Annotated in this window: 26 protein-coding genes and 1 pseudogene; 12 read left to right on the forward strand and 15 right to left on the reverse strand. The window is 70.7% G+C overall.

Translation table 11 applies throughout. The features are described 5' to 3' along the window. Positions 1–195 precede the first annotated feature (195 nt). On the forward strand, positions 196–1,605 hold the full coding sequence (radA, locus tag ACFYRX_RS23250) for a DNA repair protein RadA (protein WP_389102802.1): 1,410 nt from the start codon (positions 196–198) through the stop codon (positions 1,603–1,605). Between the two features lie 81 nt (positions 1,606–1,686). Further along, entirely contained in the window at positions 1,687–2,811 is a 1,125-nt protein-coding gene (gene disA, locus ACFYRX_RS23255) for a DNA integrity scanning diadenylate cyclase DisA (RefSeq protein ID WP_389102804.1), read from the forward strand. Between the two features lie 109 nt (positions 2,812–2,920). Here the strand turns inward: disA and ACFYRX_RS23260 are convergent, their stop codons facing one another. Continuing rightward, positions 2,921–3,778, reverse strand: a complete 858-nt coding sequence (locus ACFYRX_RS23260) for a hypothetical protein (RefSeq protein WP_389102807.1) — start codon at positions 3,776–3,778, stop codon at positions 2,921–2,923. A gap of 346 nt (positions 3,779–4,124) precedes the next feature. On the opposite strand from ACFYRX_RS23260, the gene ACFYRX_RS23265 reads away from it, so the two are divergent. The 5 genes from ACFYRX_RS23265 (at position 4,125) to cseC (ending at position 8,656) form a co-directional block, all read left to right on the forward strand. Then, on the forward strand, positions 4,125–5,060 hold the full coding sequence (locus tag ACFYRX_RS23265) for an A/G-specific adenine glycosylase (protein WP_389102809.1): 936 nt from the start codon (positions 4,125–4,127) through the stop codon (positions 5,058–5,060). Between the two features lie 235 nt (positions 5,061–5,295). Continuing rightward, positions 5,296–5,838 carry a SigE family RNA polymerase sigma factor gene (locus tag ACFYRX_RS23270; RefSeq protein WP_389103671.1) on the forward strand — a complete coding sequence of 181 codons (543 nt, stop codon included), beginning with the start codon at positions 5,296–5,298 and terminating at the stop codon, positions 5,836–5,838. Continuing rightward, positions 5,823–6,500 carry a hypothetical protein gene (locus ACFYRX_RS23275; RefSeq protein ID WP_389102811.1) on the forward strand — a complete coding sequence of 226 codons (678 nt, stop codon included), beginning with the start codon at positions 5,823–5,825 and terminating at the stop codon, positions 6,498–6,500. Before ACFYRX_RS23270 ends, ACFYRX_RS23275 begins: the two co-directional genes overlap by 16 nt. A gap of 98 nt (positions 6,501–6,598) precedes the next feature. Further along, positions 6,599–7,303, forward strand: a complete 705-nt coding sequence (gene cseB, locus ACFYRX_RS23280; RefSeq protein WP_389102814.1) for a two-component system response regulator CseB — start codon at positions 6,599–6,601, stop codon at positions 7,301–7,303. Positions 7,304–7,321: 18 nt separating this feature from the next. Then, positions 7,322–8,656: a two-component system sensor histidine kinase CseC gene (gene cseC, locus ACFYRX_RS23285; RefSeq protein WP_389102817.1), complete on the forward strand. Its 1,335-nt coding sequence runs from the start codon at positions 7,322–7,324 to the stop codon at positions 8,654–8,656. A gap of 47 nt (positions 8,657–8,703) precedes the next feature. Here cseC and ACFYRX_RS23290 read toward each other — a convergent pair whose 3' ends face one another. Further along, complete coding sequence (locus tag ACFYRX_RS23290; RefSeq protein WP_389102820.1) at positions 8,704–8,886, reverse strand: hypothetical protein; 183 nt, start codon at positions 8,884–8,886, stop codon at positions 8,704–8,706. 158 nt (positions 8,887–9,044) lie between these two features. Continuing rightward, a complete protein-coding gene (locus tag ACFYRX_RS23295) occupies positions 9,045–10,610 on the reverse strand; it encodes an MDR family MFS transporter (protein WP_389102822.1) in 1,566 nt (521 codons plus the stop codon). A 142-nt stretch (positions 10,611–10,752) separates the two neighbouring features. Here ACFYRX_RS23295 and ACFYRX_RS23300 point away from each other — a divergent pair, with 142 nt between their 5' ends. Beyond that, complete coding sequence (locus ACFYRX_RS23300; protein ID WP_389102824.1) at positions 10,753–11,352, forward strand: TetR/AcrR family transcriptional regulator; 600 nt, start codon at positions 10,753–10,755, stop codon at positions 11,350–11,352. A gap of 298 nt (positions 11,353–11,650) precedes the next feature. On the opposite strand, the gene ACFYRX_RS23305 is transcribed toward ACFYRX_RS23300, so the two are convergent. Then, complete coding sequence (locus ACFYRX_RS23305) at positions 11,651–12,199, reverse strand: M23 family metallopeptidase (protein ID WP_389102827.1); 549 nt, start codon at positions 12,197–12,199, stop codon at positions 11,651–11,653. Positions 12,200–12,565: 366 nt separating this feature from the next. Here ACFYRX_RS23305 and ACFYRX_RS23310 point away from each other — a divergent pair, with 366 nt between their 5' ends. The 3 genes and pseudogenes from ACFYRX_RS23310 (at position 12,566) to ACFYRX_RS23320 (ending at position 14,136) form a co-directional block, all read left to right on the forward strand. Then, positions 12,566–13,198 (forward strand): HAD family acid phosphatase, encoded by a 633-nt coding sequence (locus ACFYRX_RS23310; RefSeq protein ID WP_389102830.1) that lies wholly within the window; start codon positions 12,566–12,568, stop codon positions 13,196–13,198. A gap of 45 nt (positions 13,199–13,243) precedes the next feature. Further along, positions 13,244–13,843 (forward strand): annotated as a pseudogene (locus ACFYRX_RS23315) (ATP-binding protein); the annotation flags it as partial. A gap of 32 nt (positions 13,844–13,875) precedes the next feature. Next, positions 13,876–14,136, forward strand: coding sequence for a hypothetical protein (locus ACFYRX_RS23320; RefSeq protein WP_389102832.1), 261 nt, complete (start codon positions 13,876–13,878; stop codon positions 14,134–14,136). Positions 14,137–14,325: 189 nt separating this feature from the next. Here ACFYRX_RS23320 and ACFYRX_RS23325 read toward each other — a convergent pair whose 3' ends face one another. Further along, entirely contained in the window at positions 14,326–16,854 is a 2,529-nt protein-coding gene (locus ACFYRX_RS23325; RefSeq protein WP_389102834.1) for an ATP-dependent Clp protease ATP-binding subunit, read from the reverse strand. Between the two features lie 430 nt (positions 16,855–17,284). Between ACFYRX_RS23325 and ACFYRX_RS23330 the strand changes: the two genes are divergently transcribed. Further along, entirely contained in the window at positions 17,285–17,989 is a 705-nt protein-coding gene (locus ACFYRX_RS23330) for an SCO3374 family protein (RefSeq protein ID WP_389102836.1), read from the forward strand. 35 nt (positions 17,990–18,024) lie between these two features. Here ACFYRX_RS23330 and ACFYRX_RS23335 read toward each other — a convergent pair whose 3' ends face one another. From ACFYRX_RS23335 to ACFYRX_RS23380, 10 genes are all read right to left on the reverse strand, one after another. Beyond that, the gene (locus ACFYRX_RS23335; RefSeq protein WP_389102839.1) at positions 18,025–18,360 is read right to left on the reverse strand and encodes an Lsr2 family protein; all 336 of its coding nucleotides are present in this window, start codon (positions 18,358–18,360) and stop codon (positions 18,025–18,027) included. A gap of 222 nt (positions 18,361–18,582) precedes the next feature. Further along, entirely contained in the window at positions 18,583–19,131 is a 549-nt protein-coding gene (locus ACFYRX_RS23340) for an amino-acid N-acetyltransferase (protein ID WP_389102842.1), read from the reverse strand. Positions 19,132–19,140: 9 nt separating this feature from the next. Continuing rightward, positions 19,141–19,533, reverse strand: a complete 393-nt coding sequence (locus ACFYRX_RS23345) for a BlaI/MecI/CopY family transcriptional regulator (protein ID WP_389103673.1) — start codon at positions 19,531–19,533, stop codon at positions 19,141–19,143. Between the two features lie 139 nt (positions 19,534–19,672). Continuing rightward, positions 19,673–19,849, reverse strand: coding sequence for a hypothetical protein (locus ACFYRX_RS23350; RefSeq protein ID WP_389102844.1), 177 nt, complete (start codon positions 19,847–19,849; stop codon positions 19,673–19,675). A gap of 59 nt (positions 19,850–19,908) precedes the next feature. Then, the gene (locus ACFYRX_RS23355) at positions 19,909–20,565 is read right to left on the reverse strand and encodes a hypothetical protein (protein ID WP_389103676.1); all 657 of its coding nucleotides are present in this window, start codon (positions 20,563–20,565) and stop codon (positions 19,909–19,911) included. A 153-nt stretch (positions 20,566–20,718) separates the two neighbouring features. Continuing rightward, positions 20,719–21,516 (reverse strand): type III pantothenate kinase, encoded by a 798-nt coding sequence (locus ACFYRX_RS23360; RefSeq protein WP_389102847.1) that lies wholly within the window; start codon positions 21,514–21,516, stop codon positions 20,719–20,721. 5 nt (positions 21,517–21,521) lie between these two features. Next, complete coding sequence (gene nadC / locus ACFYRX_RS23365) at positions 21,522–22,499, reverse strand: carboxylating nicotinate-nucleotide diphosphorylase (protein ID WP_389102850.1); 978 nt, start codon at positions 22,497–22,499, stop codon at positions 21,522–21,524. Between the two features lie 5 nt (positions 22,500–22,504). Further along, the gene (locus tag ACFYRX_RS23370) at positions 22,505–24,220 is read right to left on the reverse strand and encodes an L-aspartate oxidase (protein ID WP_389102853.1); all 1,716 of its coding nucleotides are present in this window, start codon (positions 24,218–24,220) and stop codon (positions 22,505–22,507) included. After that, the gene (gene panC / locus ACFYRX_RS23375; protein WP_389102856.1) at positions 24,217–25,209 is read right to left on the reverse strand and encodes a pantoate--beta-alanine ligase; all 993 of its coding nucleotides are present in this window, start codon (positions 25,207–25,209) and stop codon (positions 24,217–24,219) included. Before panC ends, ACFYRX_RS23370 begins: the two co-directional genes overlap by 4 nt. Then, positions 25,206–26,159 carry a Rossmann-like and DUF2520 domain-containing protein gene (locus ACFYRX_RS23380; RefSeq protein ID WP_389102859.1) on the reverse strand — a complete coding sequence of 318 codons (954 nt, stop codon included), beginning with the start codon at positions 26,157–26,159 and terminating at the stop codon, positions 25,206–25,208. Before ACFYRX_RS23380 ends, panC begins: the two co-directional genes overlap by 4 nt. Between the last annotated feature and the right edge of the window lie 93 nt (positions 26,160–26,252).

Here is a 26,252-nt window from a genome sequence, read left to right on the forward strand (position 1 = left end):
AGGGGTCGGAAGATGACCCCTACCTGCACCTTGAGCAGTTTTACTCCGTACGGGTGAAACGATCCCTCAATAGGGGACAGGAACCCTCGAATTCGTGGCTCGTTCTTGACGGGACGTGGCCGGTTCCCGCACCGAGGTGCAGGTCCGACGGCGGGCGGCGGCCGGGTTGTCAGTGGCGACGGTTACGGTTCGTGCATGGCTGCCCGTACGAAGTCCGCCAAGGAGCGTCCGTCCTACCGCTGCACCGAGTGCGGCTGGCAGACGGCCAAGTGGCTCGGCCGCTGCCCCGAGTGCCAGGCCTGGGGGACGATCGAGGAGTACGGCACGCCTGCGGTGCGTACGACGGCCCCGGGCCGTGTCACCACCTCCGCCGTGCCCATCGGCGAGGTGGACGGGCGTCAGGCCACCGCCCGTTCGACCGGTGTGCCCGAGCTGGACCGGGTGCTCGGCGGCGGTCTCGTGCCCGGCGCGGTGGTGCTCCTCGCGGGCGAGCCCGGCGTCGGGAAGTCCACGCTGCTCCTCGACGTGGCGGCCAAGTCGGCGAGCGACGAGCACCGCACGCTCTATGTGACCGGCGAGGAGTCGGCGAGCCAGGTCCGGATGCGTGCCGACCGCATCGGCGCGATCGACGACCATCTGTATCTCGCCGCCGAGACCGACCTGTCCGCCGTCCTCGGACACCTGGACGCGGTCAAGCCGTCCCTGCTGATCCTCGACTCGGTGCAGACGGTGGCCTCCCCCGAGATCGACGGCGCCCCCGGCGGCATGGCCCAGGTGCGCGAGGTGGCCGGGGCACTGATCCGGGTCTCCAAGGACCGCGGGATGTCGACCCTCCTGGTGGGCCATGTCACCAAGGACGGCGCGATCGCGGGCCCGCGACTCCTCGAACACCTGGTGGACGTGGTCCTGAGCTTCGAGGGCGACCGGCACGCGCGACTGAGGCTCGTCCGGGGCGTGAAGAACCGCTACGGCGCCACCGACGAGGTCGGCTGCTTCGAGCTGCACGACGAGGGCATCACGGGCCTCGCCGACCCGAGCGGACTTTTCCTGACACGTCGTGACGAACCGGTCCCCGGTACCTGTCTCACCGTCACTCTGGAGGGCCGCCGCCCGCTGGTGGCCGAGGTCCAGGCGCTCACCGTCGACTCGCAGATCCCCTCACCCCGGCGCACCACCTCGGGGCTGGAGACCTCCCGGGTCTCGATGATGCTCGCGGTGCTGGAGCAGCGCGGCCGGATCAGCGCGCTCGGCAAGCGGGACATCTATTCCGCGACTGTTGGTGGTGTAAAGCTTTCGGAACCTGCCGCGGACCTCGCGATCGCCCTCGCCCTGGCGTCGGCGGCCAGCGACACCCCGCTGCCCAAGAACCTCGTCGCGATCGGCGAAGTCGGCCTCGCGGGCGAGGTCAGACGGGTGACGGGCGTCCAGCGAAGGCTCTCCGAGGCGCACCGTCTGGGCTTCACCCACGCGCTCGTACCGGGCGATCCCGGCAAGGTCCCGGCCGGTATGAAGGTCCTGGAAGTAGCCGACATAGGGGACGCCCTGAGGGTCCTTCCACGCTCTCGTCGGCGAGAGGCCCCACGGGACGACGAGGACCGCCGGTAGACTTTGCCCTGGTCTCGCCCGTCCGTACGAACCGAATGTACGGAACGTGAGCGGTCCAGACCCCGCGACCGGAGGAGAGCAGTGGCAGCCAACGACCGGGCAGCAGCTCCCGGAAAGTCCGGTGGGAGTGCCGGTTCCGATGGCCTGATGCGCGCCTCCCTGAGCGCAGTGGCCCCCGGCACCGCCATGCGCGACGGCCTTGAGCGGGTGCTGCGCGGCAACACCGGAGGACTCATCATCCTCGGCTGGGACAAGACGGTGGAGACGATGTGCACGGGCGGTTTCGTGCTGGATGTCGAGTTCGCCGCGACCCGTCTGCGTGAGCTGTGCAAGCTCGACGGCGGCATCGTGGTCTCGTCCGACCTGTCGAAGATCCTGCGGGCGGGCGTGCAGTTCGTGCCCGACGCGACGATCCCGACGGAGGAGACGGGCACCCGGCACCGCACGGCGGACCGCGTGAGCAAGCAGGTCGGCTTCCCGGTCGTCTCCGTCTCCCAGTCGATGCGCCTCATCGCCCTCTACGTCGACGGCCAGCGCCGCGTGCTGGAGGACTCGGCGGCGATCCTGTCCCGAGCGAACCAGGCCCTCGCGACCCTGGAGCGCTACAAGCTCCGTCTCGACGAGGTCGCGGGCACCCTCTCCGCGCTGGAGATCGAGGACCTGGTGACGGTCCGGGACGTCTCGGCCGTGGCCCAGCGCCTGGAGATGGTCCGCCGGATCGCCACGGAGATCGCCGAGTACGTGGTCGAACTGGGCACGGACGGCCGTCTGCTCGCCCTCCAGTTGGACGAGCTGATCGCGGGCGTGGAGCCGGAACGCGAACTGGTGGTCCGGGACTACGTCCCCGAGCCCACCGCGAAGCGCTCCCGCACGGTCGACCAGGCGCTGCACGAGCTGGACGCCCTGACCCACGCCGAGCTTCTCGAACTCCCCACGGTGGCCCGCGCGTTGGGCTACACCGGCTCCCCCGAGGCGATCGACTCGGGGGTGTCCCCGAGGGGCTTCCGTCTGCTGGCCAAGGTGCCGCGCCTGCCCGGCGCGATCATCGACCGCCTGGTGGAACACTTCGGCAGCCTCCAGAAACTCCTCGCGGCCAGCGTGGACGACCTGCAGACGGTCGACGGAGTGGGCGAGGCAAGGGCGCGCAGCGTCCGGGAGGGCCTGTCCAGGCTGGCGGAGAGCTCGATCCTGGAACGGTACGTGTAAGAGCTTTCAGGGACGCGGGGCCGTATCAGTATCGGATGTGCGGCTCCGCAACGTGGGCGCGACCGGCCCCACGAAGCCGCGGACGACGCACCGCCGTCCGCGGCACCCCTCAGTCGCTCTCCAGCACGAACGAAGCCTGGACCGTGGCGTATCCGGGAGCCTTCACCTCGACCAGATACGTGCCGGCGCCCGCCGACCCCGCGGGAGGCGTGGCGCACTGCGGAGCACTCGGCTTGCGGTCCCACTTCACGGTGTACGTGATGCTGCTGCCGGCGGGAGCCCGGTAGACGAGGTTGCCCGCGGTCCTGGGGCAGTCGGCGGACGACCAGTACGCGTCGTCGGTGTCGGCCTGAGTGATCGTCAACACCGCGTTCTTCGGCCCGAGATCGACCTTGCAGTCACTGCCGGAGGAGTTCGTCGCGGTCAGCAGCAGGGTGGGCGTCTGGCCGGGATCGTAGGCGTTGCGCTGACTGTGGATCGTCAACTTCACGGCTCCTGCGGTGCAGTTGGGGAGCGAGGAGCCCGCAGGGAGGGTGTCGCCCTGTCCGACCCCGACCCCGGCTCCCGTATCGCCGCCCGCGCTGCCCGAGCCGCCCGTCCCGGCGGCGCCGCCGGTGCCCGAGGTGTCCCCCGTACCGGACCCGGCGCCGGAACCCGCACCGGCCCCGGTGCCCGAACCCGCACTCGACCCCGACCCGCCGGTGTCCCCACCGGTCGTCGACTCGTCGCGTCCGCCCGGCGCTTGACTGATGGCCGGCCCGGAACCGGACGGCCCCGGAGTGATCGTCGAGGGGGAGGGGTTCTTGCCGTTGGACCCGTCGGCACCGTTGTCGCCGCCTCCGCCGCCGGAGCTGACGATCCACGCGATCAGCAGCGCCAGCACACCGAGGACGGACAGCATGACAGCCCTCCGTCGCCAGTAGATGGAGGAGGGAAGCGGCCCGACCGGATTGCGCATAGATCCCACGGCGCAAACTGTACGAGAGATCGGTGAGTTCACCGTCCTCACCCGCCGCCCGGCGCCACAACTTTTCAGGATCATCATTCCGGAAACGGCCGTCCCCGCGCGTCGTTCGCCAGGCGTGACACGTGCCGACGGCGGAGTGTGACCGAACTGGCAGACCCGCTACGGTCCGTGACCGTGAAGATCGCCCCCGCGTGGGTGACGGCTCCCGGTCGGGATGTGGACGGGAGGGTGTTCGCGATCGCGTCCCTTGCACCTCTGGCCATGACTGTGGTCCGCACCGGTTCCGGCCGACCCGTGCCCTCAGAACACCCGTCCGCCCGCTCCGGCATGGCAGGATCGGAAGGCCATGACTGCGCCCACGAAGCCCCCGCACAGCAGCGCCGCCGACGGCGGTACCGACGCTCCCCTCGGAGCGGGCCTGCACTCCCCCGTCATCGACTGGTTCGACGAGCACGCCCGGGATCTGCCGTGGCGGCGGCCCGAGGCCGGACCGTGGGGGGTGATGGTCAGTGAGTTCATGCTCCAGCAGACGCCCGTGAGCCGGGTGCTGCCGGTCTACGAGCAGTGGCTCGCACGCTGGCCGCGCCCCGCCGATCTGGCCGCGGACGCTCCCGGTGAGGCCGTGCGCGCCTGGGGCCGGCTCGGCTACCCGCGCCGGGCCCTGCGGCTGCACGGCGCGGCGGTCGCCATAACGGAGCGGCACGGCGGTGACGTACCGAGGGAGCACGCGCAGCTGCTCGCGCTGCCCGGGATCGGCGAGTACACGGCGGCGGCTGTCGCCTCGTTCGCGTACGGGCAGCGGCACGCGGTGCTGGACACCAACGTCCGGAGGGTGTTCGCGCGGGCGGTGACCGGCACGCGGTATCCGCCGAACGCCACGACCGCCGCCGAGCGCAAGCTCGCCCGCGCCCTGCTGCCGCAGGACGAGGAGACCGCCGCGCGCTGGGCCGCCGCCTCCATGGAACTCGGCGCACTCCTGTGCACGGCCAAGAACGAGACCTGCGGCCAGTGCCCCATCGCCGCCCGGTGCGCCTGGCGGCTCGCGGGCAAGCCCGAGCACGACGGGCCGCCGCGGCGCGGACAGACGTACGCCGGTACCGACCGCCAGGTCCGCGGGAAGCTGCTCGCCGTCCTGAGGGAGGCCCACGCGCCCGTCCCGCAGACGGCCCTGGACCGGGTGTGGCACGAGCCGGTGCAGCGGGCGCGGGCGCTGGACGGTCTCGTCGCGGACGGACTCGTGGAGCCCCTGTCGGGTGGTTTGTATCGGCTGCCGTTGACGTAGCCCCTCCCGGAACAGGCCGACAAAACCCCCCGAACCAGCGCAATCAACCGCGCCGGTTTACCCCTTTTCGGTTTCCGTTACACAACCGACGGACAGCCGATTGCCAGCCGCGCGCTGGACCGGACAACGCCGTGACAACCGGTCCGTAGCTTCATTGCCATGCCGCACACAAGGCGGCGCAGAAGCGATGAGGACCGGCAGTGGCTGCCGGAACGGGGATCAGGAGGCGGTCTACATGGCGCAGGGCGAGGTGCTCGAGTTCGAGGAGTACGTGCGCACCCGGCAGGACGCGCTGCTGCGCAGCGCACGCCGTCTGGTCCCGGACCCGGTCGACGCGCAGGACCTGCTCCAGACGGCGCTCGTCAGGACGTACGGCCGCTGGGAGACCATCGAGGACAAGCGGCTCGCGGACGCCTACCTGCGCCGGGTGATGATCAACACCAGGACCGAGTGGTGGCGGGCACGCAAACTGGACGAGGTGCCCACCGAGCAGCTCCCCGACGCCTCGGTCGACGACGCCACCGAGCAGCACGCGGACCGCGCCCTGCTGATGGACGTGATGAAGGTGCTCGCTCCCAAGCAGCGCAGTGTCGTGGTGCTGCGACACTGGGAGCAGATGTCCACGGAGGAGACGGCCGCCGCCCTCGGCATGTCGGCCGGAACGGTCAAGAGCACGCTGCACCGGGCGCTCGCCCGGCTCCGTGAGGAGCTGGAGGCCCGCGACCTGGACGCACGCGCGCTGGAGCGTGAGGAGCGGGAGCGTTGCACGGCGGCCTGACCGAACCAGGGCCCACCCGGCAGGACCCGCCTCCGGTCCGGGGGGTCCTCCAGGCGGCAAGCGCGGTGGCGATCGTGCTCGCCGCCCTCGCCCTTTTCGTCTCCGCCTGCGCCACCGGCGGCACCGGCACCCGTGACGAGGGCCCGGCGCACGCGGTCGCGGAGGACGGCGCCTCGGTCGCGGACGCGCCGTCCGCCACGTCGTCCCCGCATCTGGACCGCACGGCGGCGGTCGCCCTCCTCAAGTCGGACCCGAAGGTCTCCGAGGCGGTCAAGCGCGACCTGAAGCCCTGCGTCGCCGACGAGTACCCGGTCGACCTGTTCTACGGCGATCTGACCGGAGGCTCGGCCGACGACGTCGTGGTCAACGTCGTGACCTGTGCGGATCTCGTGGGCGTCGGCTCGTACGTGTATCGCGAGAAGAGCGGTTCGTACCAGAATGTCTTCCAGACCGAGGAACCTCCGGTCTACGCCGAGATAGACCGCGGCGACCTGGTGGTGACCAAACAGGTGTACGAGAAGGGCGACCCGGTGTCGGAGCCGTCCGGCGAGAACGTGATCACATACCGCTGGGTCTCGGGGAGGTTCACCGCGGCGTACCGGACCCACAGCGACTACAGCAGTGTCGTGGGAACGGACCCGAGGCCGACGACGGACGGCTGAACCGACGGTCGAACCGACTGCGTACGGCGTGAACCGGTCGGGCCTCCCGGAACGATCCCCCAGTGACCGCATCGACACCGAAGAGTGAGAGCACCCGGATGGCAGACCAGACCCACGTGCTGTTCGTCGAGGACGACGACGTCATCCGCGAGGCCACCCAACTCGCCCTGGAGCGGGACGGCTTCGCGGTCACCGCCATGCCCGACGGACTGTCGGGCCTGGAGGCGTTCCGGGCGAACCGCCCCGACATCGCCCTGCTGGACGTCATGGTGCCGGGCCTGGACGGGGTCAGCCTGTGCCGCCGTATCCGCGACGACTCCACCGTGCCCGTGATCATGCTGTCGGCGCGCGCGGACTCGATCGACGTGGTGCTCGGGCTCGAGGCCGGCGCCGACGACTACGTGACCAAGCCGTTCGACGGTGCCGTCCTGGTCGCCCGCATCCGCGCGGTGCTGCGCCGCTTCGGGCACGCGGCGGGCGTGGACCGGGGTGAGGAGAGCGCCGGCGCGGTGGCCGAGGCCGTGCTGACCTTCGGCGAACTGGAGATCGACACCGAGGGCATGGAGGTGCGCAGGGCCGGGCAGCCGGTGGCGCTCACCCCGACCGAGATGCGGCTGCTGCTGGAGTTCTCCTCCGCGCCGGGCACGGTACTGTCCCGCGACAAGCTTCTGGAGCGGGTGTGGGACTACGGCTGGGGCGGTGACACCCGGGTCGTGGACGTCCATGTGCAGCGGCTGCGGACCAAGATCGGCCAGGACCGGATCGAGACGGTCCGCGGCTTCGGCTACAAGTTGAAGGCCTGAGCAGGGGGACCTGGGGTGATGCGGGGGATCCTTCGGGGCCCGGTGACGGAGCGCGTGGCCGTGCGGACGGGTCTGAGGTGGAAGCTCAGCGCGGCCATCGCGCTGGTCGGCGCGCTCGTGGCGATCGCGCTCAGCCTGGTCGTGCACAACGCGGCGCGTGTCTCGATGCTGGACAACGCGCGCGATCTCGCCGACGAGCGGGTGCGGATCGCCCAGCGCAACTACGAGCTGACCGGGCGGCCCAACTTCCCCAGCATCGTGGTCGACGACTCCCGGCTGCCGCCCGCGCTGCGCGAGAAGGTCGAGGAGGGCCGCCGGGCGACCTACGTCTCGGACCGGCACGCCGACGGGCCCGACATCTGGGCGGCCGTCCCGGTCAAGGGCGGGCATGTGCTGTCCCTGCACACCGGGTTCACCGACCGCAGCACCGACATCCTCAACGACCTCGACCAGGCCCTGGTGATCGGCTCCATCGCGGTCGTCCTCGGCGGCAGCGCGCTCGGCGTGCTCATCGGCGGGCAGTTGTCACGGCGGCTGCGCAAGGCCGCGGCCGCGGCGAACCAGATGGCCAGGGGCGAGACCGACGTACGGGTGCGGGACGCGATCGGCGGGGTCGTCAGGGACGAGACCGACGACCTCGCGAGCGCGGTGGACGCCATGGCGGACGCGCTCCAGCAGCGGCTGGAGGCCGAGCGCCGGGTCACCGCGGACATCGCGCACGAGCTGCGGACACCGGTGACGGGCCTGCTGACGGCGGCGGAACTGCTGCCTCCCGGCCGGCCCACCGAACTGGTCCTCGACCGGGCGAAGGCCATGCGGACCCTCGTCGAGGACGTCCTGGAGGTGGCCCGCCTCGACGGCGCCTCCGAGCGGGCCGAGCTCCAGGACATCCTGCTCGGCGAGTTCGTCGCCCGGCGGGTGACGGCGAAGGACCCGGACATCGAGGTCCGCGTGGTGCACGAGTCGGAGGTCACGACCGATCCGCGCCGCCTGGAACGCGTCCTGTTCAACCTTCTGGCCAACGCCGCCCGGCACGGCAAGCCACCCGTCCAGGTCACCGTCGAGGGCCGCGTCATCCGGGTCCGCGACCACGGCCCCGGCTTCCCCTCCGACCTCCTCGCGGACGGCCCGAGCCGCTTCCGCACGGGCAGCGCGGACCGGGCGGGCCAGGGGCACGGGCTAGGTCTCACGATCGCGGCCGGTCAGGCGCGGGTGCTCGGGGCGCGGCTGACCTTCCGCAACGTGCGGCCCGCCGGGGCTCCGGAGGGTGTGCCGGCGGAGGGCGCGGTGGCGGTCCTATGGCTGCCGGAGCACGCGCCCACGGCGACGGGCAGCTATCCACTGCTGCCGTAGCTCGCGACGCTCGGGGCGCGGAGTGGGCGCTGGATCGGGCTGTGCTCTCAGAAGCCCGGCGCCATCGGCTGCTCCCCCTCGAAGGCCGTACCCCGTTCCGTCCTGGCCATGGAGTACTGCCGCTCCGGTTCCTCCACCAACGTGCCGGGCCGCCCGGAGGACGCCGAGCCTTGGTTCGCGCCCGTGGCCGGAGGCAGCGATGCGGGGAGCGCGGGCGGCCGGGACACCATGGCTCAGCCGCCCCTCCGGGATCCTGGCCCCGGCCGGGGAGCCCGGCACGAGAGCGGCGCCGGTTCAGGCGCGCAAGGAGAAGGCCCCCCGGGGCGGACACCATCCGGGGGACCTTCGGTTCAGAGAGCCTGCTCGGACCTCGGGCAGGAGCGTCGGCTCAGACCTCGACCAGCGGAGCCGGCGTCGCCTCGTCGGCGGACTTCTGCGGTCCCGCCCCCTTCAGCGGCACCTCCTTGACGAACACAGCCGCCACCAGCGCGAACACGGCGGCGATCGAACCGAGCAGGAACGCCGAGTGCGTACCGGAGGAGACCGCGTACTGGTACGCCTCCCGCGCCGCCGCCGGCAGCTTCGCGAGGCTCGCCGCGTCCAGCTGCGCGGACTGCTCGGTCACCTTGGAGCCCAGTGCCCCGGCCCGCTCGGACATGACGTCCTGGACCCGGTTGTTGAACAGCGCGCCCATGATGGCGACACCGAAGGAGGAGCCGAGCGTACGGAACAGGGTGGTGGACGAGGACGCGACGCCCATGTCCTTCATCTCCACGCTGTTCTGCGCGACCAGCATGGTGATCTGCATCAGGCAGCCCATGCCGAGACCGACGACGGCCATGAACACGCCGGAGGTGAACCGCGTGGTCCCCGTGTCCATCGTGGACAGCAGGTACAGGCCGATGACCATCAGGACGCTGCCGACGACCGGGAAGACGTAGTAGCGCCCGGTGTTGGTGGTGACCCGGCCCGCGACCATCGAGGTCACCAGCATCGCGCCGAGCATCGGCAGGAGCAGCAGCCCGGAGTTGGTCGCGGACGCGCCCTGCACCGACTGCTGGTACAGCGGCAGGAAGAGGGTCGCGCCGAACATCACGAAGCCGGTGATGAAGCCGATGATCGACATCAGGGTGAAGTTGCGGCTGCGGAAGATGTGCAGCGGCACGATCGGCTCGGCCGCCTTGGTCTGCCAGAACACGAACCCGATCAGCGAAGCGACGCCGATCCCGATCAGCTCCATGATCCGCGCGGACGACCAGGCGTACTGCGAGCCGCCCCAGGTGGTGACGAGCACGATGGAGGTGATGCCGACGGTCAGCAGTACGACACCGAGGTAGTCGATGCCGGCCTTGGCCCGCTTCTTCGGCAGGTGCAGGACGACGCTGATCAGACCGAGCGCGACCACGCCGAGCGGCAGGTTGATGTAGAAGGACCAGCGCCAGCCCCAGTTGTCGGTGATGGTGCCGCCGACCAGCGGACCGCCGATCATCGCGAGCGCCATGACGCCGGCCATCATGCCCTGGTACTTGCCGCGCTCCCGCGGCGGGATCAGGTCGCCGATGATGGCCATGACGCCGACCATCAGACCGCCGGCGCCGAGGCCCTGCACGGCCCGGAAACCGATGAGCTGGCCCATGTCCTGGGCCATTCCGCTGAGCGCGGACCCGATCAGGAAGATCACGATCGAGGTCATGAAGGTGGCCTTGCGGCCGTACATGTCGCCGAGCTTGCCCCAGATCGGGGTCGAGGCCGCGGTGGCCAGCGTGTACGCCGTCACGACCCACGAGAGGTGTTCGAGCCCGCCGAGCTCGCCCACGATCGTCGGCATCGCGGTGCCCACGATCATGTTGTCGAGCATCGCGAGCATCATGGTGATCATCAGCGCGAGCAGGACGACCCGTACGCTCCGCTGTGGCTTGTCCGGTTCCGTCTCGACCGTCTGTGTGTCCGCCATCGTTCCCACTCCCCTGAGGTGCTGCGGTACTGCCCCCGCCGGGCACTTACTTGCCGCCCGGCTAGTTGTCTACACTGGGGAAGGTAGACGCGTAACTAGCCGGGCGTCAAGTAAGTTTTTTGGAAAGCCTAGAAGCACGAGGATGGGCGGCACGATGGACCGCACGAAGCAGCAGCGCCGCGGCAACACGCGCCAGCGCATCCAGGACGTGGCCCTCGAACTCTTCGCCGAGCAGGGGTACGAGAAGACGTCCCTGCGGGAGATCGCCGAGAGCCTGGACGTCACCAAGGCGGCGCTCTACTACCACTTCAAGACCAAGGAAGAGATCCTCGTCAGCATCTTCGACGACCTGACGCAGCCGATCCTCGACCTGATCGAGTGGGGCAGGCAGCAGCCGCACACGCTGGAGACCAAGAAGGAGATCATCCGGCGCTACAGCGAGACACTGGCCGGCGCGACACCGCTGTTCCGCTTCATGCAGGAGAACCAGGCGACGGTCCGCGAACTGCGCGTCGGCGAGACCTTCAAGGAGCGCATGCAGGGCCTGCGCGAGATCATCGTCGACCCGGAGGCGGACCTGACCGACCAGGTCCGCTGCGTCAGCGCGATCTTCACGCTGCACGCCGGGATGTTCTTCCTCCAGGACATCGCCGCCGACCCGGAGTCCAAGCGCCAGGCGGTCCTGGACGTGGCAACGGACCTGGTCACCCAGGCCCACCTGGGCAGCGGCGCGAATGCCTAAGGCCTGTCCGGCGGATCAGGCCGGCTCCAAGAACGGCGCCTTGTCAGCGCGGGTGAGCGGGGCCATGGGGGTCCCCCCGCGCGAGCGAAGCCGAGCGTGGGGGAGCGTGCAGCTGCAAGGCGGAAAAGGGAGCCGACGCGGAGCGATGGGGGCCCCTCCCGCTCGAGCGAGTCGAGAGTGGAGGAGAGTGACGACAACGCCGCTGGGGGCACCCCCTCTGGGGGAGTGCGTGCCAGGCCCCGCGCCGCCGGCATGATCCGCCGGCCAGGCCCTGGCCGCCACCCGGGAGTCCCGCTGCTCAGACGCTGACGCCCTTGGCGCGCAGGAAGGCGACCGGGTCGATGGCCGAGCCGTAGTTCGCGGTCGTACGGATCTCGAAGTGCAGGTGCGGGCCGCTGGAGTTGCCGGTGCTGCCGGACAGGGCGATGCGCTGCCCGGTCCTGACGACCTGGCCGACCTTGACGCCGATCCGGGAGAGGTGGGCGTACTGCGAGTACCTCCCGTTGCCGTGCTTGATCACGATGGCGTTGCCGTACGCGGGGCCGTCACCGGCACCGTTGGAGCCCGCCTTCACGACGGTCCCGCCGTGCGCGGCGACGACCTTCGTCCCGCTCGGCACGGCGAAGTCCTGCCCGCTGTGCGTGGACTGCCACATGCTGCCGGCCTGCGCGAAGCTCGCGCTGAGCGTGTACTTCTTCACCGGGTCGACCCAGGCGGCGGAGGAGGGCGCGGCCGAGGCGACCCCTGCCCCCAGTGCGACCGACGCCGTCACGGACGCGGCCACGACGGCCACCCGGGTGCGCGGCAGGGACGTACGGGAAGAGCGGCGGGAGACACGCAGGAACATCAGAACCTCATGAGGCCGGGGACAGGAAACCACCCGGCGCACGACGGCGGCCGGATGGGTCTCCCTTGGTACCCCCGAGCACCGCGCAGCCCAAAACCGGCAAACTACGACGGACCGTAGTAATAACCCGCACCAGTCCGGGCGGAAAGTCCGCTTATCTCCCTGAACCTCTCCACTATTCCGCCTAGTAACGGACAAATCGCCTGTGCGGCAAGTCACCGGCGACCCCGGCGTCATGGCCAAGCTTTGTGACGCACACCTCTAGCCACCTACCAACCAGTAACCCTACGGTTCCTCTCGCGCCACCCTCGTCCCCGAACATGCACCTGACACACCGGCATACGGACGTGAGAGGACCCCCACGAAATGACACACAGACGCCCCTGGGCGCGCCGCATCGTCGTCAGCACCGTCTCGGCGGCCGCCCTGGTCGCCCTGGCGGCCCCGGCGGACGCCGCTACGACCGCGACGAGCACCACCGCCACCAGCACCGCGGCCGCCGCGGACGTCGACTACGCCACCTGGCAGACCGACTGCCAGGCCGTGATGGACCAGGCCCTCCCCTACCTCAAGACCCGTATCGCCGCCGCCGGTTCAGGCGAGAAGCAGGCGATCGTCCTCGACATCGACAACACCGCCCTGGAGACGGACTTCGGCTTCAGCTATCCCTCGCCGGCCAACAAGCCCGTCCTGAACGTCGCGAAGTACGCCCAGGAGCACGGCGTGTCCCTGTTCTTCGTGACGGCCCGCCCCGACATCATCGGCTCCGCGACCGACTACAACCTCAAGCAGGTCGGCTACCAGGTCAGCGGCCTCTACGTCCGAGGCTTCCTCGACCTCTTCAAGGACGTCGCCGCCTACAAGACCGCCCAGCGCGTCAGCATCGAGAACAAGGGCTACACGATCATCGCGAACATCGGCAACAGCGCCACCGACCTGTCGGGCGGCCACGCCGAGCAGACGTTCAAGCTCCCTGACTACGACGGCCAGTTGTCGTAGGCGCCCACGGGGCTCCATCCGTTCACGCGACACACGGGGTGGCGGATGGAGCCCGCGGTACGGGGCAGCAAACTGGCGTCCGGCCTGGCCGACAAGCCCGTCCGGCTGAAGCACCTGGTGTTCTTCCGGGGCGAGAAGGACGTGCACAGACTCGCCGACCACCTGGTCCGGGAGACGGCCGACTCCCCCGGCGAACCGCCCTTCCGGCCCCAGGAACAGACCGCCGTCGCCAACGCCCGGCCCCGCCGCCTCCCCGCCCTCGGCGGCCTGGACATGGACGACGCCCGCCACTTCCTTGACTCCGCGACCGAGTGACCTGCCTCCAGATCGTGGAGTTCTTCACCCGCCGGTCCACCTTCGTGGCCCGCACCCTGGTCGGGCAGACCCGGACGCAGTCCGAACTCATCGCGAAGATCGACGAGTTGATCGCCCGCAGCCCGCGCCCCGGTGGCCAGGACCGCTCCTTCGAACGCCGCTGTCTGCCGTACGTCGCCGACCGCCACAACCACATCACCCTCTACGGCGTCGACTTGCGCGACTCCCCGGCGAGCGCCCCGACCCACCGCTCCGCCTGCCCAACTCCCGGTCGAGGAAGCCCTGTTCCGCCACGACCGGATCCTGCTGCGCGGCGCCGTGGGCTCGGGGACATCCTGGCCGCCGTACCGAACCCCGCGAACGTGACCCGCCTCGACCTGCGGGACAACCCCCTGATCACCGACCTGCACGCGCTGCTGTCCGCCGTCCGGGAGGTGCGCGGTCTGGACAGGTCGGCGGATCTTCCCCTCGACGAACTGATCTGCCTCGGCCGGCACACCACGAACCGCACCGGCCTGCGCGGCCTGGAGTACTGGAGCGGTCTCACGGGCCGCAGCCTCGGACCGCTGACCACGGAACTCACGGCGAGGGACCGGCAGGCGGTGGCCGACCGCCCGCGCTGAAGCAGCCGCACCTGAACGCCCGGATCCTGCGGGACCTGCCGCACTCCATCGCGCGCACGCCGGTGCTGCCGAACAGCAGGGACCTGCGCCTGCCGGGACGGCTCGGCACCGAGGGCGTCGCGGCGCTGAGAAAGCGCGAGAGGCCGGTGCCCGAAGGCACCGGCCCCTCACCTGGCCAACCCCGAAGGGCTAGGCGTCCTTGCTGAGATTCGGTCCGGCTCCGCCGGCCGCCTGCTCGATCGGCGGGACGTCCGGCAGCGCCGACTTCTCCTCGCCGCGGAAGGTGAAGGTCTGGTTCTCGCCCTCGCCCTCCGTGTCGACGACCACGATGTGGCCGGGACGCAGCTCGCCGAAGAGGATCTTCTCCGACAGGGTGTCCTCGACCTCGCGCTGGATGGTGCGACGCAGCGGACGCGCACCCAGCACCGGGTCGTAACCCTTCTTGGACAGCAGCTCCTTGGCGGACTGGGAGAGCTCGAGGCCCATGTCCCGGTCCTTCAGGCGCTCGTCGACCTTGCCGACCATCAGGTCGACGATCTTGAGGATGTCCTCCTGCGTCAGCTGCGGGAAGACGACCACGTCGTCGACGCGGTTGAGGAACTCGGGGCGGAAGTGCTGCTTGAGCTCGTCCGAGACCTTGTTCTTCATGCGCTCGTAGTTGGACTTCTTGTCGCCCGAGGCCGCGAAGCCCAGGTTGAAGCCCTTGGAGATGTCCCGGGTGCCGAGGTTGGTCGTCATGATGATGACCGTGTTCTTGAAGTCGACGACCCGGCCCTGGGAGTCGGTCAGACGACCGTCCTCCAGGATCTGCAGCAGCGAGTTGAAGATGTCCGGGTGGGCCTTCTCGACCTCGTCGAAGAGAACCACCGAGAACGGCTTGCGCCGCACCTTCTCCGTCAGCTGGCCGCCCTCTTCGTAGCCCACGTAGCCGGGGGGCGAACCGAAGAGCCGCGAGACCGTGTGCTTCTCGCTGAACTCCGACATGTCGAGGGAGATCAGCGCGTCCTCGTCACCGAAGAGGAACTCGGCGAGCGCCTTGGACAGCTCGGTCTTACCGACACCGGACGGGCCGGCGAAGATGAACGAACCACCGGGACGCTTCGGGTCCTTGAGGCCCGCACGCGTACGACGGATCGCCTTCGACAGCGCCTTGACGGCGTCGATCTGGCCGATGACCCGCTTGTGGAGCTCGTCCTCCATGCGCAGCAGACGCGAGGACTCCTCCTCGGTCAGCTTGAAGACCGGGATGCCGGTGGCGGTCGCGAGGACCTCGGCGATCAGCTCGCCGTCGACCTCGGCGACGACGTCCATGTCGCCGGCCTTCCACTCCTTCTCCCGCTTGGCCTTGGCGGCCAGGAGTTGCTTCTCCTTGTCGCGGAGGGAGGCGGCCTTCTCGAAGTCCTGCGAGTCGATCGCGGACTCCTTGTCGCGGCGCACGCCGGCGATCTTCTCGTCGAACTCGCGCAGGTCCGGCGGCGCGGTCATCCGGCGGATACGCATCCGGGAACCGGCCTCGTCGATCAGGTCGATCGCCTTGTCCGGCAGGAAGCGGTCCGAGATGTACCGGTCGGCCAGGGTGGCGGCCTGGACGAGGGCCTCGTCCGTGATGGAGACGCGGTGGTGGGCCTCGTACCGGTCGCGCAGACCCTTGAGGATCTCGATCGTGTGCGGCAGCGACGGCTCGGCGACCTGGATGGGCTGGAAGCGGCGCTCGAGGGCCGCGTCCTTCTCCAGGTGCTTGCGGTACTCGTCCAGCGTGGTCGCACCGATGGTCTGGAGCTCACCGCGGGCCAGCATCGGCTTCAGGATCGAAGCGGCGTCGATGGCGCCCTCGGCGGCACCCGCACCGACCAGCGTGTGCAGCTCGTCGATGAACAGGATGATGTCGCCGCGGGTGCGGATCTCCTTGAGGACCTTCTTCAGGCGCTCCTCGAAGTCACCGCGGTAGCGGGAGCCGGCGACCAGCGCGCCGAGGTCCAGGGTGTAGAGGTGCTTGTCCTTGAGGGTCTCGGGCACCTCGCCCTTGACGATGGCCTGGGCGAGGCCCTCGACGACGGCGGTCTTGCCGACGCCGGGCTCACCGATCAGGACCGGGTTGTTCTTGGTGCGGCGGGACAGCACCTGCATGACCCGCTCGATCTCCTTCTCGCGCCCGATGACCGGGTCGAGCTTGGACTCACGAGCGGCCTGGGTGAGGTTCCGGCCGAACTGGTCGAGGACCAGGGACGTCGAGGGGGTGCCCTCGGCAGGACCGCCACTGGCGCCGGCGGTCTCCTTGCCCTGGTAACCGGAGAGCAGCTGGATGACCTGCTGCCGCACCCGGTTGAGGTCTGCGCCCAGCTTGACGAGGACCTGGGCGGCGACGCCCTCGCCCTCGCGGATCAGGCCGAGCAGGATGTGTTCCGTGCCGATGTAGTTGTGGCCCAGCTGAAGGGCCTCGCGGAGCGACAGCTCCAGGACCTTCTTGGCACGGGGGGTGAAGGGGATGTGCCCGGACGGGGCCTGCTGCCCCTGCCCGATGATCTCCTCCACCTGCTGGCGGACCGCCTCGAGCGAAATCCCGAGGCTCTCAAGGGCCTTGGCGGCGACACCCTCACCCTCATGGATCAGGCCCAGGAGGATGTGCTCGGTGCCGATGTAGTTGTGGTTGAGCATCCGGGCTTCTTCCTGAGCCAGGACGACAACCCGCCGCGCGCGGTCGGTGAACCTCTCGAACATCGTTAATCGCTCCTCAGAGCGGTCAGGCAGTGGGGGGAACTTCCCCTCCCTGTCCTTCCGCAGCTTAGTCCCGCAAGCGGGGACCGCTCATTCCAACTGCCGACACCGTCCTTGGCCTCCTGACCCCGAACGCCGACATCTGCTCCAACCCGATGGTGCGAGACGATGTTCCCGCAGGCCAGACAGTTACCCCAGTCGCCAGTACGCCGATGGCGAACGTGAGACGGCCTTTCCTGCGTGTCGCCCCCTCCCACTAGGGATGTCTTACCCGCTCGGACGGACACTCCATGCCGCACGCCCCCTGTCCCTCCGCTATGGGCGAACAACCTTGCGCCGTCACGCACCCCCGCACGCCCCCGTTTCGGCCACTCTGCGCACATGTGGCCACACTCAGCGTAACTCGCACGTCTCTTTGACGGTTGCACTTGGCATGGTCGGCAGCCACCTCCCTCTCGCGGCGGATCTCACCGCGCTCCCGCTCCCCCGTCGGCCGCTCGACGCGACCGCCCCCGGCGACGATCCGGTACGCCGCTGGTACGAGAACGCACTGGGCTGGCCGACAGTGCCCGCGAGCACCCCGGAATCTCCCCTGCGACTGCGCCTGGGCCTGCGCTTCGACGTTCTGGACGTCCCGGCCGAGGCGGGTCGAGCGGCCCTGCGCCATCTCACCGGGGGTTCTCCGGTGGCACTGCGGGGCGACCGTATGCGGCTCCTGGTGGCCGCGGGCAGCTCGGAGGAGGTGCCGGGGCTGCTGGACTGGCTGGAGTGGGGCACGCTGGCACTCGACCTGCGGGTGATCGGCGCGGGCGGCGAGCTGGAGGCGCCGCTGCCGCCGGGAACCCCGCCGCCGGAACGCGGGGCAGGGGCGGGCGGGCTCGTCGACCGGTCACCGGCTCCGGCTCCCGGGGCGGTCCGGCCGGACGGGACGTGGCGGCCTCTCGTCCTGGGCCGCCCGAGCGCCCCGCAGGGGGCCGCCGTGTGGCTGCGACCCCCCGAGCCCGGGTGCGAGGTCGAGGCCTCGCTGCCGACGGTGTCGGCGCTGGGGGGCGGTGGGGGCGCCCCCGATCTCGTACGCGTCGTGGACACGGTGGCAACGCAGTGCCACCGGCTGCGGCTGCGGCGCGCGCGGCCATAAACCTTCGCAGGCTCCGGTTCGCGTGGACCTCCCGATCAGGCGTTGGCCTTCTCGTAAGCCTCGCGAATGCTTGCCGGAACGCGGCCGCGGTCATTGACCTCGAGGCCGTTCTCCTTGGCCCAAGCACGGATCTGAGCGGTGTCCTGGCTGCCACCGGAAGCGACTCGCGCCTTTCCGCGCCCGCCCGAAGCACGGCCTCCGGTGCGACGGCCGCCCTTCACGTAGGCGTCGAGAAGGCCCCGGAGCTTGTCCGCATTGGCAGTCGTGAGATCGATCTCGTACGTCTTGCCGTCCAACGCGAACGTGACGGTCTCGTCCGCCTCGCCGCCGTCGAGGTCATCGACAAGAAGGACCTGAACCTTCTGTGCCACCGGATTTCCTTTCATCCAATACTTGAGGGCCTGGGGTCTACGGCGTTCGCCGTTTCGCCGTCCCCTGTTATATGCAGTACTGCAGTACGTCGGAAAGCAAACCGCTTTTGCCGGAAAAACACAAACCCTCGGGAGAGACCGACAGCGGTCTCCTCGTCCGGAAACATGCGCGTTTCGGACATAGGGAACCTGGGCAGGGCTGAGCGCCCGAATCCCTGGCGATCACAGATGCAGAAGCATCCGGCTGTTGCCCAAGGTGTTCGGTTTCACTCGTTCGAGACCGAGGAACTCCGCCACGCCTTCGTCATAGGAACGCAACAGCTCCGCGTAGACATCGGTGTCGACGGGTGTCTCACCGATCTCGACGAAGCCGTGCTTGCCGAAGAAGTCCACTTCGAAGGTGAGACAGAAAACGCGACGAACACCGAGCCAGCGTGCCGTCTGCAACAACTTCTCCAGCAACTGATGGCCCACGCCGGCGCCCCTCAGGCCCGGCTTCACCGCGAGAGTGCGCACTTCCGCGAGGTCTTCCCACATCACGTGCAGGGCGCCGAAGCCGACCAGCTCGGCGTTGTCGTCGCGCTCGGCGATCCAGAACTCCTGGAGGTCCTCGTAAAGCGTCACCGTCGCTTTGTCGAGCAGGATGCGGTCACGGACGTAGGTGTCGAGCAGACCACGGATGCCGGCGACATCGCTGGTGCGGGCACGCCGGACGGTGATGGCTTTTGCGGTGACTTCGGGGTTCTCGGACGAGGGGCTCTTCGCGGACATGAGCGGACGCTATCGCCCGCCGCCCCGCGATGCCGAGTCGGGGTTCTCCGCCGACGGTCCGTCGACGATGCGTACGGCGTCCTGGAGTGCGTGTCGCTGTTCCTCGCTCATCATCCCGAAGAAGGCGACGAGAGCGGCGGCCGGGTTGTCGCTCTGCGACCAGGCGTCGTTCATCAGTGCGGCGGCGTAGGCGGCTCGTGTGGAGACCGCCTCATATCGATAGGCCCGGCCTTCCGCCTCACGGCGCACCCAGCCCTTCTGATGGAGATTGTCCAAAACGGTCATCACCGTGGTGTACGCGATGGACCGTTCCTGCCGAAGGTCTTCCAGGACTTCTCGAACCGTGACCGGGCGGTTCCACTTCCACACCCGCGTCATGACCGCGTCTTCGAGTTCTCCCAATGGGCGAGGCACAGCTCAGCACAATAGTGGGAGATCCGGCTATCGGCGTGACGGACGTGCCTTTCAACGCCAAACAGCAACAAAAAGGGCGCACGACTCGGAAAGCACGAGGGCTCGGGGAGTCGTACGCCGCCGGGGCTCAGGCGTCGGAGCCGGAGGGCTGCTTGGCGCGCTCCGCGCGCGCGAGCGCGGCGTCGACCGCCGCGTCCTCCTTGGCCTTGTTGGCCCCGCCCTGGGTCTTCACGATCACCCGGATCACACCGATGAAGAACACGGCCATCACGACCGGGGGCACGAGCGCGGCGACATAGTCCATGCGTCCAGAGTAGCCACGGGCGCACGGACAACTCGGGCGGGGTGCGGCAGAGCGCGGATTCAGCCCGCGGCCAGCTGCTGCGGCGGGTTCGCCGGTGGCGGGGCGGGCCTGCGGCGAGGGAAGACCTCGCCCGGCGTGGGAATGGGCCGGGGACGCGTGGGCGCCGCGGGGTCGGGCTTCTCCGCGGGCCGCGCGGGGGGCTTGGCCGGGCTCTTCGGCCCCTTGGCGTCCTGCTCCGCCGGAGCGCCCCTGACGGCCCCCGAAGGACCGCCGGAGAGGCCGCCGGGCAGCGCCAGCAGACGCGTACGCGAGGCCGGGACCGCCGGAGCGCGCCGGGCGGCCGTGGCACCCGCGAGCCGGGCCCGTACGTCCTGTTCGGCCAGCACCTGGCAGCGGCTCAGCAGCGCCGCCGCGACGGGGTTTCCGCGAAGCGCGCGGAGCCCGGCGAGGTCGTCGGGGTCGGGACGGTACCCGGCACCCAGCGCCTCCTCCAGAAGCGTGAGATAGCCGGCTGCGGTGCCGGGCAGAGCGGCGCGGTACCGGGCGAGGTCGGCCACCAGGAAGGCGCGCAGCCGGGCACCCTCACGCACCGCCTCGTCGAGGGACTCGGCGAGACGATGGCAGTCCTTGATGTCCTCGGCCGAGGCGGGGGCGGGGTGAAGGGCGAGGGCGAGAGCGCGGCGGAGCACACGCAGCTCCTCCACGCCGAACGCCATGCCGCCGCGGGATCCGTATGGCGTGGGCATGCTGCGACACTACGCGCTAATCAGACAAATTCCCCATAAGGGACAGGTGTGGCGTGCCGCTTCAGCCCGTCCGGGGGCACCCCCTCCGGGGGACGAGGCCTTGTCCCCCGGCCTCTGGGGACGTCACATCCGCGACACGTTCCGCTCGTACACCAGCCGCAGCCCCACCAGCGTCAGCCACGGTTCGTGCTCGTCGATCACCGACGACTCCCCCAGCACCATCGGCGCCAGCCCGCCCGTGGCGATCACCGTCACCTCCTCGGGATCGTCCGCGAGCTCCCGGGCCATCCGGCCGACGACCCCGTCGACCTGGCCCGCGAAGCCGTACACGATGCCGGACTGCATGGCCTCGACCGTGTTCTTCCCGATCACGCTCCGCGGCCTGGCCACCTCGATCTTCCGCAGCTGCGCCCCCTTCACCCCGAGGGCCTCCACCGAGATCTCGATGCCGGGCGCGATGACCCCGCCGACGTACTCCCCGCGCGCGGACACCGCGTCGAACGTCGTGGCCGTACCGAAGTCCACGACGATCGCGGGGCCGCCGTACAGCTCGACGGCAGCCACCGCGTTGATGATCCGGTCCGCGCCGACCTCCTTGGGGTTGTCGGTGAGGATCGGCACCCCCGTCTTCACGCCGGGCTCCACGAGCACGGCCGGCACGTCGCCGTAGTAGCGCCGCGTCACCTCACGCAGCTCGTGCAGCACGGACGGCACGGTCGCGCAGATCGCGATCCCGTCGATGCCGTCGCCCAGCTCGTCCCCGAGGAGCGGGTGCATGCCCATGAGGCCCTGCAGCAGCACCGCCAGTTCGTCGGCGGTGCGGCGCGCGTCCGTGGAGATCCGCCAGTGCTCGACGATGTCCTCGCCGTCGAACAGGCCGAGGACGGTGTGCGTGTTGCCTACGTCGATCGTGAGGAGCATCGCGACTACTCCGCCTCGCGCAGATCGAGGCCGATGTCGAGGATCGGCGAGGAGTGGGTGAGCGCCCCCACGGCGAGGTAGTCGACGCCGGTGTCGGCGTACGCGCGCGCGTTGTCCAGGGTCAGCCGCCCGGAGGCCTCCAGCGCGGCCCGCCCCTGCACGAGCGCGACCGCCTCCTGGCACTCGCCCGGCGTGAAGTTGTCCAGCAGGATCAGGTCGGCGCCGACGTCCACGACCTCCTGCAGCTGCTGCAGGGTGTCGACCTCGACCTCGATCGGTACGTCCGGGAAGGCCTCCCGGACGGCCTTGAATGCCTGCGCGACGCCCCCGGCGGCGACCACGTGGTTGTCCTTGACCAGCGCCGCGTCGGACAGCGACATCCGGTGGTTGACCCCGCCCCCGCACCGCACCGCGAACTTCTCCAGCGACCTGAGCCCCGGAGTCGTCTTCCGCGTGTCACGCACGCGTGCCTTGGTGCCCTCCAGTGCGTCCGCCCACGCGCGCGTGGCGGTCGCGATGCCCGAGAGCCGGCACAACAGGTTCAGTGCGCTGCGCTCGGCGGTGAGCAGGTCGCGCGTGCGCGTGGTGACCGACAGGAGCTTCTGCCCGGCCACCACCCGGTCGCCGTCCTCCACATGCCGCTCGACCTCGAACTCGGCCTCGCAGACCACCGAGACGACCGCCTCGGCGACCCTGAGACCGGCCACGACGCCGGCCTCGCGCGCGACGAAGTCGGCGGTGGCGACGGCGTCCTCTGAGATGGTCGCGACGGTCGTCACGTCCACGCCGTGGTCGAGGTCCTCCTGGATCGCGACGTTGGCGATGTCCTCGACCTCCACCGGGTCGAGCCCGGCGTCGGCCAGGAGTTGCGCGAGCGCGGGGTCGAGCCCGCACTCCAGGTACTCCGCGTCGCCGTCCGCGCCGCAGGCACAGCCGTCGCCGCAGCCTCCGGAGGAGGCGAGGGGAAGATCGTCGGTGCTCACTACTGTCACTGCTCCTGAAGGGGCTGCCGGGTCGGGGGGAAGTCTGCGGTATCGGTGGTGTGTACGGCGAGGGTCCGGTCGGGATTCAGTCGTACGACGATGTGGCGCCGCCACGCCGTGTCGTCCCGGTCGGGCGCGTCCTCGCGCCAGTGGCAGCCACGCGTCTCCTCGCGCAGCCGGGCCGCGGCCACCAGGACACGGGCCACGCACAGGAGGTTGGTGGCCTCCCAGGTGTCGACGCCGGGTTCGGCCGTCTTGCCGTTCTCCTCGAGGGCGTCGCGGGCGTCGGCGTGCAGTTGGTGCAGGGTGTCCGCCGCGCCGGCCAGGGACCGGGCGGAGCGCAGCACGCCCGCGCCCAGGGTCATGGTCCGCTGGATCGCGAACCGGGCCTCGGGGGCGAGCAGGGGGTGCGCGGGCTTCGCGGGGTGCTCGACGGGTGCGGGCACACGCGCGTGGAGGCCGTCGCCCGCGTGGCTCGCCATGATGTCGGCGGCGATGCGCTCGGCGTAGACCAGGCCCTCCAGGAGGGAGTTGGAGGCGAGCCGGTTCGCGCCGTGCACACCCGTGCAGGCCACCTCACCGCACGCGTACAGGCCGGGGACGGTCGTACGGCCCCGGGAGTCGGTGCGGACGCCTCCGGAGGCGTAGTGGGCGGCCGGTGCGATCGGGATGGGTTCGGTGACTGGGTCGATGCCGTGGGCGCGGCAGGCGGCGAGGATCGTCGGGAACCGGTGCTCCCACATGTCGGCGCCGAAGTGCCGGGCGTCGAGGAACATGTGCTCGGCGTCCTTCTCCTGCATGCGGCGCGTGATGCCCTTGGCGACGATGTCCCTCGGCGCGAGTTCGGCCAGTTCGTGCTGTCCGACCATGAAGCGCACGCCGTCCGCGTCGACCAGGTGGGCGCCCTCGCCGCGCACGGCCTCGGAGACGAGGGGCTGCTGGCCCTCGGCGTCCGGGCCGAGGAACAGCACGGTGGGGTGGAACTGCACGAACTCCAGGTCGCTGACCTCGGCGCCCGCGCGCAGGGCGAGCGCCACGCCGTCGCCGGTGGACACGGAGGGGTTGGTGGTCGCGGAGAACACCTGGCCCATGCCGCCGGTCGCGAGGACGACCGTGGGGGCGTGCACGGCGCCCACGCCGTCGTGCTGGCCCTCGCCCATGACGTGCAGGGTGACGCCCGCCGTGCGGCCCTCGGCGTCCGTCAGCAGGTCCAGGACGAGCGCGTTCTCGATCGTGCGCAGCCCCCGCGCGCGTACGGCCTCGACGAGGGCGCGGGAGATCTCCGCGCCGGTGGCGTCGCCGCCCGCGTGGGCGATACGGCGGCGGTGGTGGCCGCCCTCGCGGGTGAGCTCCAGGTCGCCCGCCTCGGACTCGTCGAAGTGCGCGCCGGTCGCGATCAGGCGGCGTACGGCGTCCGGGCCCTCGGTGACGAGGATCCGCACGGCCTCCTCGTCGCACAGGCCCACGCCCGCGACCAGAGTGTCGTCGAGGTGCTGTTCGGGGGTGTCGCCCTCGCCGAGGGCCGCGGCGATGCCGCCCTGCGCCCAGCGGGTGGAGCCGTCGTCGAGACGGGCCTTGGTGACGACGACGGTCCTGAGTCCCTCGGCCTCGCAGCGCAGGGCCGCGGTGAGACCGGCGACGCCGGAGCCGACGACCACGACGTCCGCGGCGATGGACCACCCGGGGGCGGGCGCGTGCAGTCGTATGCCTGTGCTGGTCACGAGGCGGCTCCGAAGGTCAGGGGGATGTTGTCGATCAGCCGGGTCGTCCCCACCCGGGCGGCGACGGCGAGGACGGCCTCGCCGGTGAAGTCGTTCTCGATCTCGCCGAAGTCGCGGGGGTCGACGAGCGCGAGGTAGTCCAGGACGAGCGGGGGGTCCTGGCGGGCGGCGTCGTCCAGGACCGTGCGCGCGGCCGCGCGGACGGCCGCGGGGCCGCCCGGGGACGCCTGGGCGACCGCGTGGGTGTCGGCGGCCGCGCGGGACTCTCCGAGGGCGCTCAGGGCCTCGGCACGCGCGTGCGTCGCGGGCACTTCGCGGGCTCGCGCGCGCAGCGCCTCCTGTGCCGCGTGCCGGTCGCGGCCCGCGAACAGGGCGCGGGACAGCGCGAGCGCGGTGCGGCGCTCCTGCGGCTTCAGATAGCGGTTGCGGCTGGACAGGGCCAGGCCGTCGTCCTCGCGCACGGTGGGCACGCCGACGATCTCGACGCCGAAGTTCAGGTCGCGCGCCATCCGGCGGATCAGGGCGAGCTGCTGGGCGTCCTTCTGTCCGTAGAGGGCGATGTCGGGGCGGGTGAGGTGCAGCAGCTTGGCGACGACGGTGAGCATGCCGTCGAAGTGGCCGGGGCGCGAGGCGCCCTCCAACCGCTCGCCCATCGGGCCCGCGCTGACGCGGACCTGGGGTTCCCCGCCCGGGTAGACCTCGTCGACGGAGGGCGCGAAGACTGCGTCGGCGCCCGCGTCCTCGGCGATCTTGAGGTCGGCGTCCAGGGTCCGCGGGTAGCGGTCGAGGTCCTCGCCCGCGCCGAACTGGAGGGGGTTCACGAAGACGGTGACGACGACCTCGCCGTCCGGTCCCGCGATCTCACGCGCGGTGCGGACGAGGGTGGCGTGGCCCTCGTGCAGGGCGCCCATGGTCATCACGACGGCCCGGCGGCCCGCACGCGGGCGTACGTGCAGTTCGTCGGCGGTGCGCAGCAGAGCGGTCGTCATCGGGCGTCTCCTTCGGAGCCGTTGCCGTCGGGCCCGCGCGCGCCGTCGGTCGCGCCGGCCAGGACCTCGAGGAGGTCCTCGGCGAGCTCCGGCTTCAGCAGCCCGTGGGCGAGCGCGCGGTCGGCGGTCGCGCGGGCCATCGCCAGATAGCCGGAGACGGTCTGGGGCGCGTGCTTGCGCAGCTCCGTGACGTGTGCGGCGACCGTACCGGCGTCCCCGCGCGCGACGGGGCCGGTGAGGGCGGCGTCGCCAGAGCGCAGGGCGTTGTCGAGGGCGGCGCCGAGCAGGGGGCCGAGCATCCGGTCCGGGGCCTCGACGCCGGCCGCGCGCAGCAGCTCCATGGCCTGGGCGACCAGGGTGACCAGGTGGTTGGCGCCGAGGGCGAGGGCCGCGTGGTAGAGCGGCCGCATCTCCTCGTCGATCCACTCGGGCTCGCCGCCCATCTCGATGACCAGGGCCTCGGCGGCCAGCCGCAGCTGGTCGGGGGCGGTGACGCCGAAGGAGCAGCCCGCGAGGCGCTGGACGTCCACAGGGGTGCCGGTGAAGGTCATCGCGGGGTGCAGGGCCAGCGGTAGCGCACCTGCGCGCAGGGCGGGGTCCAGGACCTTCGTGCCGTACCGCCCGGAGGTGTGCACGAGCAGCTGGCCCGGCCGCACGGCCCCGGTCTCGGCGAGGCCCTCGACCAGCCCGGGCAGGGTGTCGTCGGGGACGGTCAGGAGCACCAGGTCGGCGCTCTGGAGGACGTCCGCGGGGGTGACGAGCGGTACGTCCGGGAGCATCAGCTCGGCCCGCCGCCGGGAGGCGTCGGAGACTCCCGAGACGGCCACCGGCCGGTGCCCGGCGAGCTGGAGGGACGCGGCGAGCGCGGGGCCCACCCGGCCGGCGCCGACGACGCCTACGGTGAGCCGCGCGGGGCGGTCCTTGCTGTCTGGCTGTGGGGTTGTACTCACGCGACGGCGGCCTTCCCGTTCCAGTCCGCATCTGGGTACCGGACGATTTCTCGTCATGTTAACGCGATCGGTTCGAGGGGCGTCCGGTTGTCC

Source organism: Streptomyces sp. NPDC005374 (assembly GCF_042872225.1).
Taxonomy (GTDB): domain Bacteria; phylum Actinomycetota; class Actinomycetes; order Streptomycetales; family Streptomycetaceae; genus Streptomyces.

Coding starts and splice junctions, on each gene's coding strand:
- radA (WP_389102802.1), top strand. CDS start 196: ATGGCTGCCCGTACGAAGTCCGCCAAGGAGCGTCCGTCCTACCGCTGC.
- ACFYRX_RS23265 (WP_389102809.1), top strand. CDS start 4,125: ATGACTGCGCCCACGAAGCCCCCGCACAGCAGCGCCGCCGACGGCGGT.
- ACFYRX_RS23270 (WP_389103671.1), top strand. CDS start 5,296: ATGGCGCAGGGCGAGGTGCTCGAGTTCGAGGAGTACGTGCGCACCCGG.
- cseB (WP_389102814.1), top strand. CDS start 6,599: ATGGCAGACCAGACCCACGTGCTGTTCGTCGAGGACGACGACGTCATC.
- cseC (WP_389102817.1), top strand. CDS start 7,322: ATGCGGGGGATCCTTCGGGGCCCGGTGACGGAGCGCGTGGCCGTGCGG.
- ACFYRX_RS23290 (WP_389102820.1), bottom strand. CDS start 8,886: ATGGTGTCCCGGCCGCCCGCGCTCCCCGCATCGCTGCCTCCGGCCACG.
- ACFYRX_RS23295 (WP_389102822.1), bottom strand. CDS start 10,610: ATGGCGGACACACAGACGGTCGAGACGGAACCGGACAAGCCACAGCGG.
- ACFYRX_RS23300 (WP_389102824.1), top strand. CDS start 10,753: ATGGGCGGCACGATGGACCGCACGAAGCAGCAGCGCCGCGGCAACACG.
- ACFYRX_RS23305 (WP_389102827.1), bottom strand. CDS start 12,199: ATGTTCCTGCGTGTCTCCCGCCGCTCTTCCCGTACGTCCCTGCCGCGC.
- ACFYRX_RS23310 (WP_389102830.1), top strand. CDS start 12,566: ATGACACACAGACGCCCCTGGGCGCGCCGCATCGTCGTCAGCACCGTC.
- ACFYRX_RS23325 (WP_389102834.1), bottom strand. CDS start 16,854: ATGTTCGAGAGGTTCACCGACCGCGCGCGGCGGGTTGTCGTCCTGGCT.
- ACFYRX_RS23330 (WP_389102836.1), top strand. CDS start 17,285: ATGGTCGGCAGCCACCTCCCTCTCGCGGCGGATCTCACCGCGCTCCCG.
- ACFYRX_RS23340 (WP_389102842.1), bottom strand. CDS start 19,131: ATGTCCGCGAAGAGCCCCTCGTCCGAGAACCCCGAAGTCACCGCAAAA.
- ACFYRX_RS23350 (WP_389102844.1), bottom strand. CDS start 19,849: ATGGACTATGTCGCCGCGCTCGTGCCCCCGGTCGTGATGGCCGTGTTC.
- ACFYRX_RS23355 (WP_389103676.1), bottom strand. CDS start 20,565: ATGGCGTTCGGCGTGGAGGAGCTGCGTGTGCTCCGCCGCGCTCTCGCC.
- ACFYRX_RS23360 (WP_389102847.1), bottom strand. CDS start 21,516: ATGCTCCTCACGATCGACGTAGGCAACACGCACACCGTCCTCGGCCTG.
- panC (WP_389102856.1), bottom strand. CDS start 25,209: ATGACGACCGCTCTGCTGCGCACCGCCGACGAACTGCACGTACGCCCG.